17 protein-coding genes and 1 riboswitch are annotated in these 17,944 nt (G+C 48.1%); of the genes, 16 read left to right on the forward strand and 1 reads right to left on the reverse strand.

Annotation, left to right across the window (positions count from 1 at the left end; all coding sequences use genetic code 11):
* Window positions 1-249: 249 nt before the first annotated feature.
* Window positions 250-437, forward strand: a riboswitch (cobalamin riboswitch).
* Window positions 438-566: 129 nt separating this feature from the next.
* The 12 genes from JOD21_RS17590 to JOD21_RS17645 all read left to right on the forward strand — a co-directional run bounded on the left by JOD21_RS17590 (window position 567) and on the right by JOD21_RS17645 (window position 10,071).
* Complete coding sequence (locus tag JOD21_RS17590) at window positions 567-1,553, forward strand: ABC transporter substrate-binding protein (protein ID WP_204730827.1); 987 nt, start codon at window positions 567-569, stop codon at window positions 1,551-1,553.
* Window positions 1,537-2,571 carry a FecCD family ABC transporter permease gene (locus JOD21_RS17595; RefSeq protein ID WP_204730853.1) on the forward strand — a complete coding sequence of 345 codons (1,035 nt, stop codon included), beginning with the start codon at window positions 1,537-1,539 and terminating at the stop codon, window positions 2,569-2,571. The genes JOD21_RS17590 and JOD21_RS17595 overlap by 17 nt, the downstream gene beginning before the upstream one ends.
* Before the next feature lie 2 nt (window positions 2,572-2,573).
* The gene (locus tag JOD21_RS17600; RefSeq protein WP_204730828.1) at window positions 2,574-4,040 is read left to right on the forward strand and encodes an adenosylcobinamide amidohydrolase; all 1,467 of its coding nucleotides are present in this window, start codon (window positions 2,574-2,576) and stop codon (window positions 4,038-4,040) included.
* Entirely contained in the window at window positions 4,037-4,999 is a 963-nt protein-coding gene (gene cbiB, locus JOD21_RS17605) for an adenosylcobinamide-phosphate synthase CbiB (RefSeq protein ID WP_239581678.1), read from the forward strand. Before JOD21_RS17600 ends, cbiB begins: the two co-directional genes overlap by 4 nt.
* Window positions 4,974-6,047, forward strand: a complete 1,074-nt coding sequence (locus JOD21_RS17610; RefSeq protein WP_204730829.1) for a pyridoxal phosphate-dependent aminotransferase — start codon at window positions 4,974-4,976, stop codon at window positions 6,045-6,047. Before cbiB ends, JOD21_RS17610 begins: the two co-directional genes overlap by 26 nt.
* A complete protein-coding gene (locus JOD21_RS17615) occupies window positions 6,035-6,583 on the forward strand; it encodes a bifunctional adenosylcobinamide kinase/adenosylcobinamide-phosphate guanylyltransferase (protein WP_204730830.1) in 549 nt (182 codons plus the stop codon). The genes JOD21_RS17610 and JOD21_RS17615 overlap by 13 nt, the downstream gene beginning before the upstream one ends.
* Before the next feature lie 54 nt (window positions 6,584-6,637).
* Entirely contained in the window at window positions 6,638-7,420 is a 783-nt protein-coding gene (cobS, locus tag JOD21_RS17620; protein ID WP_204730831.1) for an adenosylcobinamide-GDP ribazoletransferase, read from the forward strand.
* Window positions 7,372-8,007 (forward strand): histidine phosphatase family protein, encoded by a 636-nt coding sequence (locus JOD21_RS17625; RefSeq protein WP_204730832.1) that lies wholly within the window; start codon window positions 7,372-7,374, stop codon window positions 8,005-8,007. The genes cobS and JOD21_RS17625 overlap by 49 nt, the downstream gene beginning before the upstream one ends.
* Window positions 7,959-8,387 (forward strand): bifunctional adenosylcobinamide kinase/adenosylcobinamide-phosphate guanylyltransferase, encoded by a 429-nt coding sequence (locus tag JOD21_RS17630; RefSeq protein ID WP_204730833.1) that lies wholly within the window; start codon window positions 7,959-7,961, stop codon window positions 8,385-8,387. Before JOD21_RS17625 ends, JOD21_RS17630 begins: the two co-directional genes overlap by 49 nt.
* Window positions 8,384-8,968, forward strand: coding sequence for a cob(I)yrinic acid a,c-diamide adenosyltransferase (locus tag JOD21_RS17635; RefSeq protein ID WP_204730834.1), 585 nt, complete (start codon window positions 8,384-8,386; stop codon window positions 8,966-8,968). The genes JOD21_RS17630 and JOD21_RS17635 overlap by 4 nt, the downstream gene beginning before the upstream one ends.
* Window positions 8,961-9,626 (forward strand): AIR synthase related protein, encoded by a 666-nt coding sequence (locus JOD21_RS17640; protein WP_204730835.1) that lies wholly within the window; start codon window positions 8,961-8,963, stop codon window positions 9,624-9,626. The genes JOD21_RS17635 and JOD21_RS17640 overlap by 8 nt, the downstream gene beginning before the upstream one ends.
* Before the next feature lie 142 nt (window positions 9,627-9,768).
* Window positions 9,769-10,071 (forward strand): TIGR04104 family putative zinc finger protein, encoded by a 303-nt coding sequence (locus JOD21_RS17645; RefSeq protein WP_204730836.1) that lies wholly within the window; start codon window positions 9,769-9,771, stop codon window positions 10,069-10,071.
* A gap of 29 nt (window positions 10,072-10,100) precedes the next feature.
* On the opposite strand, the gene JOD21_RS17650 is transcribed toward JOD21_RS17645, so the two are convergent.
* Complete coding sequence (locus JOD21_RS17650) at window positions 10,101-11,243, reverse strand: phospholipase D-like domain-containing protein (protein ID WP_204730837.1); 1,143 nt, start codon at window positions 11,241-11,243, stop codon at window positions 10,101-10,103.
* Between the two features lie 154 nt (window positions 11,244-11,397).
* Here JOD21_RS17650 and JOD21_RS17655 point away from each other — a divergent pair, with 154 nt between their 5' ends.
* From JOD21_RS17655 to JOD21_RS17670, 4 genes are all read left to right on the forward strand, one after another.
* Window positions 11,398-13,515, forward strand: coding sequence for a heterodisulfide reductase-related iron-sulfur binding cluster (locus JOD21_RS17655; protein WP_204730838.1), 2,118 nt, complete (start codon window positions 11,398-11,400; stop codon window positions 13,513-13,515).
* Between the two features lie 847 nt (window positions 13,516-14,362).
* Window positions 14,363-15,541 carry an acetyl-CoA C-acetyltransferase gene (locus JOD21_RS17660; RefSeq protein ID WP_204730839.1) on the forward strand — a complete coding sequence of 393 codons (1,179 nt, stop codon included), beginning with the start codon at window positions 14,363-14,365 and terminating at the stop codon, window positions 15,539-15,541.
* A gap of 393 nt (window positions 15,542-15,934) precedes the next feature.
* Complete coding sequence (locus tag JOD21_RS17665; protein ID WP_204730840.1) at window positions 15,935-16,786, forward strand: 3-hydroxybutyryl-CoA dehydrogenase; 852 nt, start codon at window positions 15,935-15,937, stop codon at window positions 16,784-16,786.
* A gap of 21 nt (window positions 16,787-16,807) precedes the next feature.
* Window positions 16,808-17,944, forward strand: coding sequence for an acyl-CoA dehydrogenase (locus JOD21_RS17670; RefSeq protein ID WP_204730841.1), 1,137 nt, complete (start codon window positions 16,808-16,810; stop codon window positions 17,942-17,944).

Consider the following 17,944-nt stretch of genomic DNA (forward strand, 5'->3'; position numbering starts at 1 on the left):
AGAGAAAAGCCGTCCCGGAAGGGTACGGCTTTTCTGTTGCCTCAAATATGACCATGAAAGTAATCAACGTGTGAATGCTTTGACGCTTACGAACAAGCGTCAAAATGTCCTGAACCATCCTGGTAATGTCATGAACAGCAGATGTAATCTCCGGAACCGCCCTTAAAATCTCCTGAACCCACCCCCCCTCTCAAAAACCCCTTGCACATTTTCCAACACTAAGTGCTATAATAGCATTGGAAAAACATTTCAATATCGAAGGATCAAGGTGCTGATCATCAAAGATCAGTTAAAAGGGAAGCTGGTGCAATTCCAGCGCGGTCCCGCCACTGTAAATGACTTATGTTTGCCGCATCCACTGTAGCTTAAGCTATGGGAAGGAGGCATCCATACGGAACGTCATAAGCCAGGAGACCTGCCTTGATTCCAAGCACCAGACACGCCTACGAGGATATGGGCGGGTGTTGCAGTCTCCGTTTTTTACATACGGCTATACCCTGCAACCCTGCATCTCCCGCGTGAGATGTTTTTTTATTGCAAAAAATCATAAGACGGAGGAACACAACATGAAAAAGTGGTTACCAGTTTTACTCGCAGCAGGTGTTCTTGCAGCCTGCTCAGACAGCACAGAAGAAACAACAGAAGCACCGGCAGACGATCAGGAGCAGGAGGAGGCAACAGAAGAACCTTCAGAGGAGACAACAGAATCAGCATTCCCTGTCACAGTTACAGATGCAAATGGGGATGAGGTCACAATTGAAGAGCAGCCTGATGCAATCGTTTCAATGCTGCCAAGTAATACAGAGATCGCTTATGCACTTGGTCTTGATGAAGAGATCGTTGGCGTATCTGATTTTGATAACTATCCGGAAGAAGCAATGGAAGTTGAAAAGATCGGTGGTATGGAGTTCAACGTGGAAAAAATTATCGCACTTCAGCCTGATGTTGTGCTTGCGCATGCATCAAACCCGGGCGGTGCGGACGGCCTTCAGCAAATTGAAGATGCAGGTGTCCCGGTTGTCGTCATTGAAAATGCAATGACGTTTGATGAAGTGTATGACACGATCGAAATGATCGGTCAGGTGACAGGAACAACCGAAGAAGCAGAGCAGATTATTACAGATATGCAGGCAGGATTTGATGAAATCGCTGAAAAAGCTGCAGATATTCCTGAAGAAGACCGTAAATCAGTGTTAGTTGATGTGCAGGGTCCGCCTGAATTATTTGTAGCAGGCAATAACACATTTATCCAGGAAATGCTTGACATGATTAATGCGGAAAATGTGATGGCGGATCAGGAAGGCTTTGTTCCTTTGACAGCAGAAGAAGTTGTCACGCGTAACCCCGATGTGGCGCTTCTCACATATGGTTATTATGTTGAAAATGCGGCTGAACAGTGGCTGAGTTATGAGGGCTTCAGCCAGGTGACTGCTGTAACAGAAGAAGCTGTATTTGAAGTGCCATCTGATCCTGTTACACGTTCAGGCCCGAGACTTGTAGAAGGAACGCAGGCGCTTGCCGAAGCGATCTATCCTGATGTTTTCGCGGAATAAAGTCTGGACCGGCTACACCTTTTCAATCCTGCTTTTACTGACAGCCTTCACACTCGGCGTCACAGTCGGCTCTGTTCAGGTCCCGCTGACGCAAATGCTGAATATTTTTGCGGGGGCCATCACAGGTGACAGGGAAGCACTCGATCCGATGTTTGGCTCGATTGTCCTTGATATCCGGTTTCCGAGAGTGGTACTTGCAGCGCTGGTTGGCGCATCACTGGCGATTGCAGGTGCATCATTTCAGGGGCTCTTGAAAAATCCGCTTGCCGATCCGTATACGCTTGGCGTCTCTTCAGGTGCTTCAGTCGGGGCAGTCGCGACGATTTTTCTCGGTCTGACGATTCCGGGTCTTGGCAGCTTTACGTTACCGGTAATCAGTATTTTGGCTGCACTGATCACTTTAGTGATCGTGCTTGGCTTTGCAAGAATGGTCGAAAAATCAATGAAGATGGAAACGATCATCCTGACTGGTATTATCTTCAGTTCATTTCTCGGCTCCATTTTATCGCTGATGATCGCACTCACCGGGGATGAGCTCAGGCAGATTATTAACTGGCTGCTTGGCAGTGTGTCAATGAGAGGGTGGGAGTATATCCGGCTGATCACACCGTTTTTTGTCATTGGCGCACTGCTGTTATTCTGGAATGCACGTGAGCTGAATGCCATGGCATTTGGCGAGGAACGGGCACAGCATTTAGGCGTTAACGTACAGCGCAGAAAATTTGTTGTGTTAGCTTCTGGTTCACTGTTAACCGGTGCAGCAGTCGCTGTATCCGGAACAATCGGGTTTGTCGGACTCGTCGTGCCGCATATGGTCAGAATGGTAACCGGATCTGATCATCGGCACGTACTGCCGCTTTCTATTCTAAATGGGGCTAGCCTGCTGATTTTGTGTGACCTGGTTGCAAGAACCATTGTCGCACCGACTGAACTGCCAATCGGGGTGATCACCGCGCTGATCGGAGCACCGGTATTTGGACTGATTTTAATTCAAAAACGTAAGGAAAGGAGAGGATAGCGATGCTGAAAGCTTCACGTATAAGCGGTGGATACGGTGAAAAGGACGTGGTGAAAAACGTTTCTTTTGAGCTTCAGAAACAGGAGATTTTAGGCATTCTCGGACCGAATGGCAGTGGAAAAACCACGCTGATGAAGATGATCAGCGGACTGTTGCCCTGCAGGTCAGGAGATGTCTCGTTTAAAGATCAGCCGCTCAGTGCTTATTCTGCCAAACAGCTTGCCCGTGAAATCGCCGTTTTGCCGCAGCTGCACAGTCATGCTTTTGACTATACAGTACGCGAAACGGTTTCAATGGGGCGCTATCCTCACCAGAAAGGCATGTTTGCACCATGGAAGGCTGACGATGAAAAAGCAGTGACAGAAGCGATGCAACAGACTGGCGTAGCGGAATTTGAGAACCAGTCAATTCAAGATCTGTCAGGCGGCGAGCGTCAGCGTGTATTTTTAGCACAGGCACTAGCGCAGGAACCTAAGCTGCTTTTACTTGATGAACCGACAAATCACCTGGATCTGTCTTACCAGAAGCAGCTGCTTGACCTGCTGAAGGAGTGGACTGAAACGCATGAGCTGACTGTGATATCCATCTTTCATGACCTGAATATTGCCTCGCTGTACTGTGATCGCTTGCTTCTTTTACATGAAGGGGAGACGGTGCAGCTGGCAGAGCCTGGTCATGTGATGAATAAAGAAACAGTCGAGCGCGTCTACCGGGCACGGGTGCATACACAGTCGCATCCTGAGCTGCCAAAGCCTCAGGTGACGCTGCTGCCAAATCACGGTCAGCAGGCATCATGCGAGATCACAAAAGACCACTTCATTATTACGCCTGACCACGTTCATATGAAGGCGCCCCAGTCATTAAAGACCTTATCGTCAGCAGTGATCGGAGCAGGTCTTGGCTGGTATCATCACTTTGTGAACAGACATGTGCCGATGGACTATGAGTGTGATGACAGCTATCAGGATATGGTTCAGTACGCGGACCGTCATGGTTTTAAGGCGGCGGATACAGTCGGTATGATGACCGCAGTAAAAGTGGAAGATGTCGTGATTCGTGAATATAAAGAAAACGGGTTATCCGTCGTTATTGCTGTAACAGCCGGGGTTGGAAATGCGGTTGATGTCTCGCTTTCACATGAGCGCGAACGGGAGACCACAGTCGGTACGATCAACAGCTGGATTTTTATTAATGGCAAGCTGTCAGATGAAGCATTTATCCAGGCAATGATGACCGCCACTGAAGCAAAGGTCAAAGCGCTACAGAACGCAGACGTGAAAGATCCGCTCACAGGAACGCTTGCAACAGGCACTTCAACTGACAGCGCGCTTGTAGCAGCAACCCAGCACGGACCGCTCATTCAGTATGCAGGATCCATCACACCGCTTGGAAAATTAATCGGTAAAGGGATCGTGGAATGTACAACAGAAGCGATTGGTATTTACCGTGAAAGAAAGAGATCATCATGATTACACATGCAGCCGCAATTACAATTGCACTCTGCCTTGATCGACTTATTGGAGATCCGCCCACCTGGCCACACCCGGTCAGATGGATCGGATCTTTCATTATATGGATGGAGCGCAGGTTAAATAAAGAAAAGTCACAAAAACTAAAAGGTGTGCTTGGTGCATCGGCAGTGCTTGCAGTCACACTGCTTGTGACATGTGCGGTTGTGTCAGCAGGCTATCAATTTCACTGGAGTGCAGGCTTTCTGCTTGAAACACTTCTAATTACGTCAGCACTTGCTTCAAAAAGTTTGGCTGACGCTGCGAAGGAAGTGTCCGCTCCACTTCAAAAAAGGGACATGGATGAGGCAAGAACAAAGCTTTCCTGGATTGTCGGGAGAGATACTGAACATCTACATGAATCAGATATCGCACGCGGAACGATTGAAACAGTCGCTGAAAATACAAGCGATGGTGTCACAGCACCAATGTTTTGGGCACTTATATTCGGAGCGCCCGGGATCTGGGTCTATAAAGCGATTAATACGGGTGACTCAATTGTCGGCTACAGAAATGAACGCTATCACCAATATGGGTGGGCCAGTGCAAAGCTTGATGATCTGGCTAACTGGATTCCTGCAAGAATCACAGCGCTGCTGATGCTGCTGACCAAAAAGCCGGCAAGCGGGAAAAGAACCGCTCTTTACAAAGAACTGCCGGCGCAGGCACGTAAACATCCAAGTCCAAACAGCGGATGGGGTGAAGCGGCCGTCGCACTGCTTTTACATATAAAATTAGGCGGTACGAATACATATCAGGGAGTGATCTCCAACAGACCTGTCATTGGTCTGTCAGATCGTCCGCTCACAGTAGAACATATTGAACAAACGATTACCATCATGCACCGGGCAGCCTGGCTGTTTCTTGCATGCTGCTGGATTGGAGGAATGCTTTATGACTTTACCTTCACATGGCGCTAATCCGCTTCAACTATATGAATCACTTCAATTACAGGTACCGGGTCACCTGATTGATTTCAGTGAAAACAGTATGCCATCAGGTCCGCCGGAAGTTGTCGGGGAGCAGTGGCATGACTGGTATAAAGCTGCTTCATCCTACCCTGACCCTGAAGGCAGAAGGCTGAAAAAACTGATTGCTGAAAAGCACCGGACTGATGAGTCACAGGTGCTGCTTGGGAATGGTGCTGCAGAGCTGATGATGACCGTACTCAGACTTTTTCAGGGAAAAGAAGTGGGTGTGATTCACCCCGCATTCAGTGAATACGAGAGAGTCATTGAAGCAAATGGCGCTCGGGTCCGGCACTTTTATACAAATGAATCTACAGGCTGGCTTCCTGATGATCAGGACATACAGAGATTTCTCGCAGAACCTGGTAACGCATTATTCGTCTGTAATCCAAATAATCCTACAGGAATCAGGCTCGATCGTCGCACATTGATTAACTGGCTTACAACAGTTGAACGTTCCGGCAGTACACTTCTCATCGATGAAGCGTTCATCGATATGGCAGGGGAGGAATATTCGATCTCAGATTATACAGGCAGTCCTTCACTCATCATCTTCAGGTCTATGACGAAAATGTACAGTATTGCAGGGCTCCGGCTTGGGTATCTTCTTGCCAATACTTCAACTGTAAAAAAGGTAAGCACCTTTTTACCCCATTGGAACGTCAATCAGATTGCACTTTTAGCAGGAGAAGCAGTGATTCAGGACCTCACTTATACTGAGAAGGCACGCGATTTTACCAGTGCAGAAAGGCTGCGGGTCACCTCTGCTTTACGGCAGCTTGACTTCAAAGTATCTGCTTCTGAAGCGAATTATCTGCTGATTCAGCCGCCTGATCCAATGCAGACAGAAGATTTGTGGCACACATTGCTAAAAGAAGGACTTGTGCTGCGGCATACATATAACTACCGGGTCCTGGATGGGCGTTGGCTGAGAGCGGGAATCAAAGGTCATGAACAAAATACACAGTTGATTGGAGCGATCAGCAGATGGGCACAGTAACAACCGTCATCGGCGGTGCGAGAAGCGGAAAAACGGCCTGGGCAGAGCGCGAAGCCCTCAATCGACATGAGCAGACCGGTGCACCGCTGATCTATCTTGCCTCAGGTGTCGCATTTGACCAGGAAATGAAACAGCGGATCAAGCGTCATCAGAAGGATCGCCAGGATCAACATTGGCTGACGATTGAACAGCCGGTCAACCTGACTGATGCGATTGATAAATGTCCGGAGGGTGCCATTGTTGTCTGGGATTGTGTAACCACCTGGCTGACCAATGAACTGATGCAAAGAACGGAAAAAGGCCGGATGCTGCATGACCTGATGATGTTTTTGCGCACAGTGAGAATGCATGCAGACCTGTATATCATTTCCAATGAAGTGCTGAGTGAGCCGGTATTTATAGAAGGATTTACAGCCGTATACCAGCGTTTGATTGGAGAAGTGCATCAGCTGCTGGTGAAAGAAAGCAACTATGCAATCGAAATGGAAGCGGGGCTCGCGCTTGTGCGTAAAGGAGGGGCGGCAGATGACAGCTGATGACAGACAATATGATAAGCTTAAAATGAATAGAAATATTACCGCAGAGATGTTGTGTTAAAAGGGTTTCTATTAGCCATTCAGTTTTTTACTTCACTGCCTGTGCGCAGGGAAATTGAGATGACCAATCATACTGTGCGCCGGATGATCGGACTGCTCCCGCTGATCGGCGGACTCATTGGGTGTGTAGCAGCTTGTGTCATTTTCACAGCGGAATTTGCATTTGCTGCAAGCCCGCTCATCACAGCATTTCTCATCTGGCTTATCTTTATCATCCTGACAGGCGGCCTGCATCTCGACGGCTGGACCGATGTAAGTGATGCCTACTTTTCCTATCAGGACCAGGGCAGGCGCCATGAGATTTTAAAGGATCCAAGAGTCGGTGCTTTCGGGGTATTATCGATGATTGTGCTATTAGCAGCAAAATTTGTTTTACTGCTCGATCTTGCATCAAAAGATCAGATTTCGATTGCCTGGCTGATCTGGATACCGGTCATCTCGCGGTTGATGATGGCTGTGAGCCTGACGAAAGCGCCGCTTGCAAAGCAGGAGGGCATGGCTTATTTTCTGAAAAGTTTTTTAAACGGCCGCGTAATACTGATCGCTGGAGCGGTGAGCCTGATTTTACTGGCTGTGCCGCTGACTTTTTCACCGGAACAGTGGCCGCTCCTATGTATTCTTTTAGCGGGGGCAGCATTATTCAGCGTAATCAGCAGCGTATTTTTTAACAGGGCATTTGGCGGAATCTCCGGAGATACGCTTGGTGCTTCACTTGAAGGAGGAGAATTATGGAGTCTGATACTCGTGTGGTGTTATCTCTCTATCGTCATGGGGTAACAAAGGAAAATCAGGATAAAGTCTATATCGGCTGGTCAGATGTTTCTGTTTCTCAAGACGGCATTGACCGGTTACATGAAACAAAAGCACATCGTCCGGATGCAGAACGCGTCATCATCAGTGACTTGAAAAGGTGTGTGGAATCAGCGGACATATTATTTCCGGATCAGCCAAAAATTCAGCATCGCGGTCTGCGCGAAATCAACTTCGGTGAATGGGAAGGACGTAGGGCAGATGAGCTGCAAAAGCGTGATGATTTCGCACAGTGGCTGAGTAATCCTGAAGTCATGCAGCCTGAAAATGGAGAATCATTTACAGACTTTTCATCACGGGTACTGGATGCGTGGAAGACGATCCGCGAATGGTGTGTGCATGATGAAGTAAAGGATATTGCAATCGTGTCACATGGCGGCCCGATCAGAAGGCTGCTCGTTGAACTCGCACCTGAGGAAAAAGAGTTCTGGGACTGGAAACCGCTTCACGGAGAAGGCTTAACGCTTGTCTGGAAAGACGCGGAGTCATTTGGGAGGGGAGACCGGTGCACTTTATTATCGGCGGTGCCTTCAACGGAAAACGGAAATGGGTAGATGAAGAACTGAAGCCCTCTTCGTATGTGGAAATCAGTGAACCGGGGCTACCGGTTACTGAAAAGACGGATACGATTTTATTTACCAGGCTTGAGGAATGGATTTTATCACAATACGGACAAGATGAAGATGACCTTGTTTTATTATGGAAACAGGAAATCAAACGTTTGATTGAATGGGAGAATGACGCGGTGCAAAGGTGCGTGATCATGATCGGCACAGATCAGTCAAAAGGAATCGTCCCGCTTGAGAAAGAGCAGCGCTTTACAAGAGATGTACTCGGCTGGTGTCATCAGCACACCGCATCCAAAGCAGACCGCGTCACGAGAATCTGGTATGGTCTTGCAGAAGAGTTGAAAACAAAGGAGGAGTTAAGGTGAAAATTTACACAAAAACAGGTGATAAAGGGCAAACGAGCTTAATCGGAGGACGCGTGTTCAAAGATGATGTCCGCGTTGAAGCATACGGCACGATTGATGAAGCGAACAGCTTTGTAGGCAAAGCTGTCACTGAGCTTGATGCAGAAAAATTTACTGATATTTTAGCAGATCTTGAAGCGATCCAGCACGAACTGTTTGATGCAGGCGGTGACCTTGCAAATGTATCAAGCCGCCGTGAGTGGAAGCTTGATCCGAAAGCAGTGGAGCAGCTTGAAAAAAGGATCGATGAGCTGATGGAAGAAGCACCTGAATTGGAGCGCTTTATCCTGCCTGGCGGATCACCTGCAGCGGCAACGCTTCATATTGCAAGAACAGTAACACGCCGCGCCGAGCGTCAGACGGTATCACTTGCGAAGCTGGATGCAGAACTGCCTGGAACACCGCAGCAGTACTTAAATCGTCTGTCGGATTATCTTTTCGCTTGTGCACGCGTTGTGAATGCGCGTCAGGGAATTTCAGATGTAGAGTATATCAGAAGCGCAAAAGTGTTCCGTACCGATAAAAAATCCAAAGATGAATAAGGCTTCTTTTGGCCGAAATGCAATGGAGTGGCAGGTTGGTGATCGGGTACTCATTATGACCTCAGACAACAGCGGCGGGATTGGTGAAAAGCCGCTTGATGAGGTCAGTGTACCGTACGAAATGGTCGCCTATTATGCATTCCGGACAGCTGTGATGGACTGCTTCTCGTCAGGCGCCGTTCCGGTATCAGTGATTGTACATAATTTCTGCGGGGATGATGTCTGGCCGAAACTTGTAGCCGGTGTCAGGCAGGGGCTTGAAGAAATTGGTGCTGACGGTGCAACGGTCACAGGCAGTACGGAATCCAATATGGTGATGCAGCAGTCAGCGGTTGCTGTGACAGTCATTGGTGAGCGGGTGCGTGATTTTTCTCTGAAGGTCACCGGACCGCTCGAATGGTCACTTATCGGGAAGCCTTTGGTTGGTATGGAAGTGATTGAGATGGCTGAAAATGTGGCGTCTTTAAATCAGGGCCGCGTGCATCTCGATGATCCCCAGGTTGCTGTGATCTGGCCGGTCGGATCTAAAGGGGTGGCGGCGGAATGGACGCATATGTGCAGTCAACTCGGAATTGATGAAGTCTTACCTGATTTTGGCGTAGATATGATCAAGTCCGGCGGTCCGGCGACGTGCTGGATTGTGGGGCGGCAGCGTTGAATAGATATGGGGTGGCTTTGGGAGTACGTCAGGCTCATGCCTGGCCAGACGCATCAGCACAAACGTACAATACCTAAACCAGAGAACTTTTTCATTCCTCATCCGTATTACTACTATAGGAACCGCAAAGGAGGAACACCACATGCCAACGTGTCAAAACTGCCACCAAAAATGGTCCTGGACAACAGCATTTAAACGTACAGTATGGTTCAACGGCGGAATGGAATGTCCGCATTGCGGGGCGAAGCAGTATGTAACGAAAAACACCAGAAAACGGTCGGCTTCACTATCGGGCCTTTCCAGTTTCGCAATTATATTCAGTGCGCTTATTTTAGACGTATCCTGGTCCGGGTTAATCATTCTTGCCGTTACGATCTTCCTCATCGCAATGATTATACTGCCCTCTGCTGTCAGACTTTCAAATGAAGACGAGCCGTTGTGGTGAGTGAAGTTTGGGACAGACCCAGGCTTCACTCACAGCAAATGCCCCACACACCACGCGGCTGACTCCTTAATCGGCTGCACTTTCAGATCTCCCGGCTTCAGTTTGCGGGAATACAGAAGGTCATTTTCCACACTCTCAACCAATGATTTAATCACTGCAGAATCCTCAGTCACCACATTCAACTCTTCATTAATAAGAAGACTGCGCCGGTCAAAGTTCATCGTGCCGATATCGCAAAGCTTCCCATCAATCAGAATCGCTTTTGCATGATAAAAACCGTTTTGAAACTGATATACGTCAGCGCCGCGCTCGATCAGCCGGCGTAAATAACGGTAGGAAGCGGGCTGCACAAGTGGGTGATCGGGCGTTCCGGGAACAAGGACTTTCACGTTAATGTCATGTTCCAGCGCATGAAACAAGCAATGTTCAACTTTTTGGGTCGGAATAAAGTAAGGAGATCCGATAAAGATTGACTGTGATGCCTGTTTAAGCAGCTCACAAATAAACGTTTCCTGATCCACTGCTTCAGAAGACACGAGGTGGTACTGTCCGCCATTACCATGGGAAGCAGGTAATGCTTCCTCACGCCAGTCGCGTTCGAATTCAGTCTGACAGTCTGCAGTAATATCTCCGGTCAACCTCAAATGATAATCCCTCCATGGGGTTAAAACAGGATCCAGGTTCAAATATTCAAGTCCAATATTAAATCCACCCACATGAGCAATCTTTTTATCAATCACTGCAAGTTTTTTATGATTTCGTTTTTGCAGGAAAAACCAGCTTCCTTTAAAAATGAACGGACGGCTGAATTGAACGATCACACCTTCATGAGGAATCTCTTTCAGAGACTTTTTAAAGGTACGGCTGCCAATTGCATCCAGCATGAGACGGACGCGAACACCTTCACGCGCTTTCTCCGCGAGCAGCTTCATCAGACGTCTGCCAGCATCGTCAGGCTGTAAGATGAAAAACATGATATCGATTGTACAAACTGCATTCCGACAATCATCTTCAAGCTGCTTCATCCATTTGATGCCGTCATCAAAAAATTCAGCATGGCCATCCTTTTTTGAATACGGGGTGGAGCGATGCTGTTTATTTTTTCTCAAACCTGCCAGCCAGTCCAGTCTGAGCCAGAGGACGAGCAGTGCAATCCAGACAAATATTTTCATCATCCGACTCCTTTCTCTAAAATAGTATGTCCAAATAACAGCAGAACCTGTAAAATGAAAGAGAAAAATTCTGAAAATGCATTGACTGAATGCTCATTCATTATATAATGAGTATAAGAAAGAGTCAGACAACTTTGGGAGGAGTGCAGCGAACATGAGCATTGGGGATATTTTGCTGATTGTTAACTGGATTGCGTTCATTCTTGTAACCGCTTACGCAGTCTATTTGTTTGGTTATCTGGTCAAATCACGCTATGACTTTATCAAGCTCGGTAAAAAAGAAGAGTTTGATAACAACGTCAAAGAACGCATGAAGAAGATCATGGTTCAGGTATTTGGTCAGAAAAAATTATTGAAGGATAAGAAGAGCGGGATGATTCACGTCATGTTCTTCTATGGCTTCCTGTTAGTACAGGCCGGAGCAATCGACTTTATTTATAAAGGGCTTGTACCAGGTGAGCACCTGCCGCTTGGTATTTTCTACCCTGGATTCACATTCTTCCAGGAACTTGTCACTTTAATGATTTTGGTAGCGGTTGCGTGGGCATTCTACCGCCGTTACATGGAAAAGCTTGTCCGTCTGAAAAGGGGTTTCAAATCAGGACTTGTACTGATTTTTATCGGCGGATTAATGGTATCTGTACTGCTTGGTAATGGTGCGGGAATCGTTTTCTTCGACCATGATCCGACATGGACAGAGCCGGTTGCATCAGTGATCTCACTTGCAACAGGCTGGATGGGTGCGACAGCGAACGCAGTCATTTTCTATTTTGCATGGTGGGTACACTTATTATTCCTATTAGGCTTCTTAGTATACGTGCCGCAGTCAAAACACGCGCACTTACTAGCAGGACCAATCAATGTATACTTCAACCGTCTCGATAATCCTGGTAAGCTTCGCAGCATCAATTTTGAAGATGAGTCCCAGGAAACATTCGGCGTTGGAAAAGTGGAAGACTTCACACAGCTTCAGATGATTGATCTTTATGCATGTGTTGAGTGTGGACGCTGTACAAACATGTGTCCTGCAACCGGTACAGGTAAAATGCTGTCACCGATGGATTTGATTACGAAAATTCGTGACCACCTGACTTTCACAGGAGCGGCTGTCACGTCACAATCACCATGGGTACCGGCACCAGCTTTTGCCCAGACAAAAGGCAACCAGATCGCAGCAGCTTCAGCAAATGGAGGCGCTGAAGCAGCAATTGATATGTACCACCCAAGCCTGATCGGTGACGTCATCACTGAAGAGGAAATCTGGGCTTGTACAACGTGCCGTAACTGTGAGGACCAGTGTCCTGTCATGAACGAACACGTTGATAAAATCATCGACCTGCGCCGTTATCTTGTACTGACTGAAGGTAAAATGGAGCCGGATGCACAGCGCGCGATGCAAAACATTGAGCGTCAGGGTAATCCTTGGGGTCTGAACCGTAAAGAAAAAGAAAACTGGAGAGAAGCACGTGAAGACGTTGTGGTACCGACAGTCAAAGAAATGAAAAAAGCAGAAGAAGAATTCGAATACCTTTTCTGGGTTGGCTCAATGGGTTCATTTGATAACCGAAGCCAGAAAATCGCCCTTTCATTTGCAAAAATGATGAATGAAGCAGGCGTTAAATTCGCGATTCTCGGAAACAAAGAGAAAAACTCAGGTGATACGCCTCGCCGCCTTGGAAATGAATTCTTATTCCAGGAGCTTGCGAATGCCAACATCGCTGAGTTTGAAAAAAATGACGTGAAAAAGATCGTAACGATCGATCCTCACGCATACAATGTCTTTAAAAACGAGTACCCTGAATTCGGCCTGAAAGCTGAAGTTTACCACCACACAGAAGTGCTCGCAGAACTGGTGGAGCGCGGTAAGCTGAAGCCGGTACATGCAGTCAATGAGAAGATTACCTTCCACGACTCATGTTATCTTGGCAGATACAATGAAGTCTACGATCCACCGCGTGAAATCCTGAAATCAATCCCGGGCGTTCAGCTCGTGGAAATGGAACGTAACCGCGAAAAAGGCATGTGCTGTGGCGCCGGCGGAGGACTGATGTGGATGGAAGAAGACAAAGGCCACCGCGTCAACGTTGCCCGCACAGAACAAGCACTTGTTGTGGAACCATCCATGATTAGCTCCGGCTGCCCATACTGCCTGACAATGCTGTCAGACGGTACCAAAGCGAAGGAAGTTGAAGAAGAAGTTGGCACAATGGATGTTGCTGAACTGCTTGAATTGAGTGTGATTGGGAAGACACAGACAGCAGAAAGTGCCTAAAAAAGAAAAGTGGAAGGCGCTCGGTCAGCTCTGACAGGCATAAGACGCGTAGCGGAAAACGGGGGCACTTTCCCGTTTGCCGATGCGTGGCTTATGACCCGAAGAGCTAGCGCCTGAAGCTGGACAAAGTGAAAAAGCGGAGACGCTTCATTCGCACCCACATAAACTAATAAAACCCAAACGACCTGGCTGCTTCTGATGACGGCCAGGTCGTTTTTTGTGGAACGCCACCTTGACAGGGTGGAGGTCGATGGTTTTGGAGTCGATAGCTAGCAGTAGGTATGGGTCTTTTGATACTAAGTGGCGAACCTTCCCATTTGTAGGCCGAACACCACACCACAAGAATCGAACACAGCTTCACGAACGTCGAACATCACAGCTCAAACGTCGAACATGAACTACTTTCCGCAGAACCCGCAATCTATCTTTAAATCTAATTCCAAATCTCTCATCCTATATAAAATCCCACTTGTATCAATGATTGAAATCGCTTACAATAAAAGGGGTAGAATCATTTAAATGCCGTTAAATCGGCTTTTTTAAAGAGGATTTACTGAGCGAGCGTTCAGTCAACAAGCGTCCGCCCACCCTCAATCCAGTCAAAATGTTCAAGTCAAGGATGCATTTTTGTAAGCGGATTCAAATTTAATTTGTAGATTGAATGGCTGTGTTTGTCAATGCAGTCACAGTAGATTGAAGCGGGGGGTGGGCGACTCCGGGACGATTAGTGGGAAGCTGAGACCCCGCAGGCGCTTGCGCCGAGGAGGCTCAGCAACCACCGTCCGGAAAGCGCCCACCCGCAGCGGAAATCTGCGATTATCAAAGTTAAACAAAGGGGAGAATCACAATGCCAAAAACAGTAATTATTGACGGAGCAAGAACACCTTTCGGAAAACTGGGCGGGTCACTCGCATCATTTACAGCCTCAGACCTTGGAGCAGAAGCAATCAAAGAAGCATTAAAGCGTGCAGACATTGCACCGGAAACAATAGATGAAGTCATCCTCGGAACAGTTCTGCAGGGCGGCCAGGGACAAATCCCTTCACGTCAGGCAGCGCAAAAAGCAGGAATTCCATGGGAAGTCAAAACAGAAACAATCAACAAAGTATGTGCCTCAGGTATGCGTTCAGTTACACTTGCTGACCAGCTGATCAGACTTGGAGATGAGTCACTGATCGTTGCAGGCGGCATGGAGTCCATGACAAATGCGCCTTACTTTATGGATAAAGCAAGATCAGGCTTCCGTATGGGAGATCAGATGGTCAAAGACATGATGGTACACGATGGACTGACTTGTACATTTAACAACGTTCATATGGGTACTTACGGAAATTCAACAGCTGAAGAGTTCAGTCTGACGCGTGAAGAGCAGGATGCATGGGCAGCAAGAAGCCACAAGCTTGCAGGGGACGCAATCGATAACGGCGTATTCGCTGAAGAAATCGTGCCGCTTCAGGTACCCCAGCGTAAAGGTGATCCAATCACAGTAGACACAGATGAAGCAGTCAGAAGAGGCACAACGCCTGAAACACTTGCTGGTCTTCGTCCGGCATTCGGCAGAGACGGCACAATCACTGCAGGTAACGCACCTGGCATCAACGATGGAGCGTGCGCAATGGTACTGATGAGCGACGAGCGCGCTGAAAAAGAAGGCAAAAAGCCGCTTGCAACAATCCTTGGACATGCAGAAGTTGCCGTAGAAGCGAAAAACTTCCCGCAGACACCAGGTCTTGTCATCAATGCACTGCTAGAAAAAACAGGCCACAAGCTGGAAGAGATCGACCTGTTTGAAATTAACGAAGCATTCTCAGCAGTCGCACTCGCAAGTAATAAAATTGCCAAGCTCGACCCTGAAAAAGTAAACGTCAACGGAGGCGCAGTCGCACTTGGCCACCCAATCGGCGCAAGCGGTGCACGTGTCATCCTTACACTTGCCTACGAACTCAAACGCCGCGGCGGCGGACTCGGCATCGCAGCCATCTGCTCAGGCGGAGGCCAGGGAGACGCAGTACTGATTCAGGTTTGATCTCGAACTCTCTGTTTAATTGATCAGGCCTCTTGAGTTTCAGGGCTGGTCAGACTTTATAAATAACAAATTGAGCAGACCGGAGCGTAAGGCGGTGACTCCGGGACGATTAGAGGGAAGCTGAGACCCCGCAGCGCAAAGCGCGAGGAGGCTCAGCAACCTCCGTCCGGAAAGCGTCCGCCTGAAGCGCTGGTCTGCAGTTTATTAATCACAAAATAATTGTACATTGCAACATCCCCTGTTGGGCTGCGCGGAGGGCGGGTGACTCCTGCGGCAGGAAGGGACAGGTGAGACAATCACGGCGCAGCCTGATGGCTCACCGCCCGGCCGCGGAAAGCTTCCCGTCCGGAGCGCAGACCAACAGGGAATATCAGAGTACAAAGGAGAATCCCAATGAACATCAAAACAGTCATGGTCATCGGCGCCGGACAAATGGGCGGTGGCATCGCACAAGTCTGCGCACAGTCAGGCTACAACGTTATCCTCAACGACCTGAAAGACGAATTCCTCACACGCGGGCTCGGCGTCATCGAAAAAAACCTGAACCGCGCAGTCAGCAAAGAAAGAATGACAGAAGAAGATAAAAACGCAACACTCGGCCGCATCACACGCTCAACCGACCTGAACGATGCGAAAAACGCTGACCTCATCATCGAAGCAGCAGTTGAGAACATGGATATCAAAACAAAAATCTTTGAAACGCTCGATCAGGCAGCTCCTGAGCATGCCATCCTTGCTTCAAATACTTCCTCACTGCCAATCACAGAAATCGCAGCAGCAACAAAGCGTCCTGAACAGGTGATCGGTATGCACTTTATGAACCCGGTTCCTGTCATGAAACTGGTTGAAATCATCCGCGGACTTGCGACAACTGATGAAGTCTATCAGGCAATTGAAGATATGACGAAGTCTCTCAGCAAAGCACCAGTTGAGGTTGAAGATTTTCCAGGCTTCGTTTCAAACCGCATTTTGATGCCAATGATCAATGAAGCGATTTACACGCTTTATGAAGGTGTGGCGAGCAAGGAAGCCATTGATGATGTCATGAAAATGGGAATGAATCATCCGATGGGGCCGCTTCAGCTGGCTGATTTTATCGGACTGGATACGTGCCTTTACATTATGGAAATTCTGCACGAAGGGTTTGGCGACAGTAAATACCGTCCTTGCCCGCTGCTTCGCAAATACGTCAAAGCAGGCTGGCTTGGCAAAAAGACCGGTCGCGGTTTCTACAGCTACGAATAGACATCAAGGGGGAGCAGGAAGATGGATCTGCGATTTACAGAAGAGCAATTAATGATGCAAAAAATGGTGAGAGATTTCGCACGCGAGGAGATCGAGCCATTTATCGAAAGAATGGAAGCGGGAGAATTTCCGCGTGAGATTTTAAATAAAATGGCTGAGCTCGGGTTAATGGGAATCACGGTTCCTGAAGAGTACGGTGGCGCAGGGATGGACTTCACATCTTACATCATCGCGATAAATGAGCTTGCGAAGGTGAGCCCGGTAGTCAGCGTGATTTTATCTGTGCATACATCAGTCGGGACGAACCCGATTTTATATTATGGCAATGAGGAACAAAAACAAAAGTACGTCACAAAGCTTGCGACGGGTGAACATCTCGGCGCCTTCTGCCTGACAGAGCCGAGTGCAGGATCGGATGCTGCAAGCCTGAAAACGCGCGCAGTGAAGAAGGATGGTCACTACGTACTGAACGGTTCTAAAATCTTTATCACAAACGGCGGAGAAGCTGACACGTATATCGTATTTGCTGTGACAGATCCTGAAAAAGGTACGAGAGGGATCAGCGCATTTATCGTGGAGAAGAATTTCCCTGGATTCGTTGTCGGCAAAGACGAAGAAAAGATGGGGCTTCACGGTTCACGCACTGTCCAGCTGACGTTTGAAGATATGAAGGTGCCGGCTCAAAACCTTTTAGGAGAAGAAGGAGAAGGTTTTAAAATAGCACTTGGCAACCTCGATGTCGGCAGGATCGGAATTGCCGCAAAATCACTTGGGATTGCTGAAGCAGCCGTAGATCACGCAGTCGCTTATGCAAAAGAGCGTGAGCAGTTCGGTAAGCCGATTGCGCAGCAGCAGGGAATCGGGTTCAAGCTTGCGGATATGGCAACGGCCGCTGAAGCTGCAAAACTATTAGTCTATCAGGCAGCATTCCTTCGTCAGGAAGGCAAGTCGTGCGGGAAAGAAGCCTCGATGGCAAAGCTGTTCGCTTCATCAACCGCAATGAATAACGCAATTGAATGCGTGCAGGTATTTGGCGGGAACGGTTATACAGAAGATTACCCGGCAGAGCGCCTGTTCCGCGACGCAAAAATCAGTGAGATCTATGAAGGTACAAGTGAAATCCAACGAATCGTGATCAGTAAACACGTAACCAAATAG

The organism is Jeotgalibacillus terrae (assembly GCF_016908195.1).
GTDB lineage: Bacteria > Bacillota > Bacilli > Bacillales > Jeotgalibacillaceae > Jeotgalibacillus > Jeotgalibacillus terrae.

Bases quoted from the DNA above. Each gene is read 5' to 3' on its own strand.
- JOD21_RS17640 (WP_204730835.1), top strand. From the start codon at position 8,961: ATGAATAAGGCTTCTTTTGGCCGAAATGCAATGGAGTGGCAGGTTGGT.
- JOD21_RS17665 (WP_204730840.1), top strand. From the start codon at position 15,935: ATGAACATCAAAACAGTCATGGTCATCGGCGCCGGACAAATGGGCGGT.
- JOD21_RS17650 (WP_204730837.1), bottom strand. From the start codon at position 11,243: ATGAAAATATTTGTCTGGATTGCACTGCTCGTCCTCTGGCTCAGACTG.
- JOD21_RS17595 (WP_204730853.1), top strand. From the start codon at position 1,537: ATGTTTTCGCGGAATAAAGTCTGGACCGGCTACACCTTTTCAATCCTG.
- JOD21_RS17590 (WP_204730827.1), top strand. From the start codon at position 567: ATGAAAAAGTGGTTACCAGTTTTACTCGCAGCAGGTGTTCTTGCAGCC.
- JOD21_RS17660 (WP_204730839.1), top strand. From the start codon at position 14,363: ATGCCAAAAACAGTAATTATTGACGGAGCAAGAACACCTTTCGGAAAA.
- cbiB (WP_239581678.1), top strand. From the start codon at position 4,037: ATGATTACACATGCAGCCGCAATTACAATTGCACTCTGCCTTGATCGA.
- JOD21_RS17600 (WP_204730828.1), top strand. From the start codon at position 2,574: ATGCTGAAAGCTTCACGTATAAGCGGTGGATACGGTGAAAAGGACGTG.
- JOD21_RS17655 (WP_204730838.1), top strand. From the start codon at position 11,398: ATGAGCATTGGGGATATTTTGCTGATTGTTAACTGGATTGCGTTCATT.
- JOD21_RS17615 (WP_204730830.1), top strand. From the start codon at position 6,035: ATGGGCACAGTAACAACCGTCATCGGCGGTGCGAGAAGCGGAAAAACG.
- JOD21_RS17625 (WP_204730832.1), top strand. From the start codon at position 7,372: ATGGAGTCTGATACTCGTGTGGTGTTATCTCTCTATCGTCATGGGGTA.
- JOD21_RS17610 (WP_204730829.1), top strand. From the start codon at position 4,974: ATGACTTTACCTTCACATGGCGCTAATCCGCTTCAACTATATGAATCA.
- JOD21_RS17645 (WP_204730836.1), top strand. From the start codon at position 9,769: ATGCCAACGTGTCAAAACTGCCACCAAAAATGGTCCTGGACAACAGCA.
- JOD21_RS17670 (WP_204730841.1), top strand. From the start codon at position 16,808: ATGGATCTGCGATTTACAGAAGAGCAATTAATGATGCAAAAAATGGTG.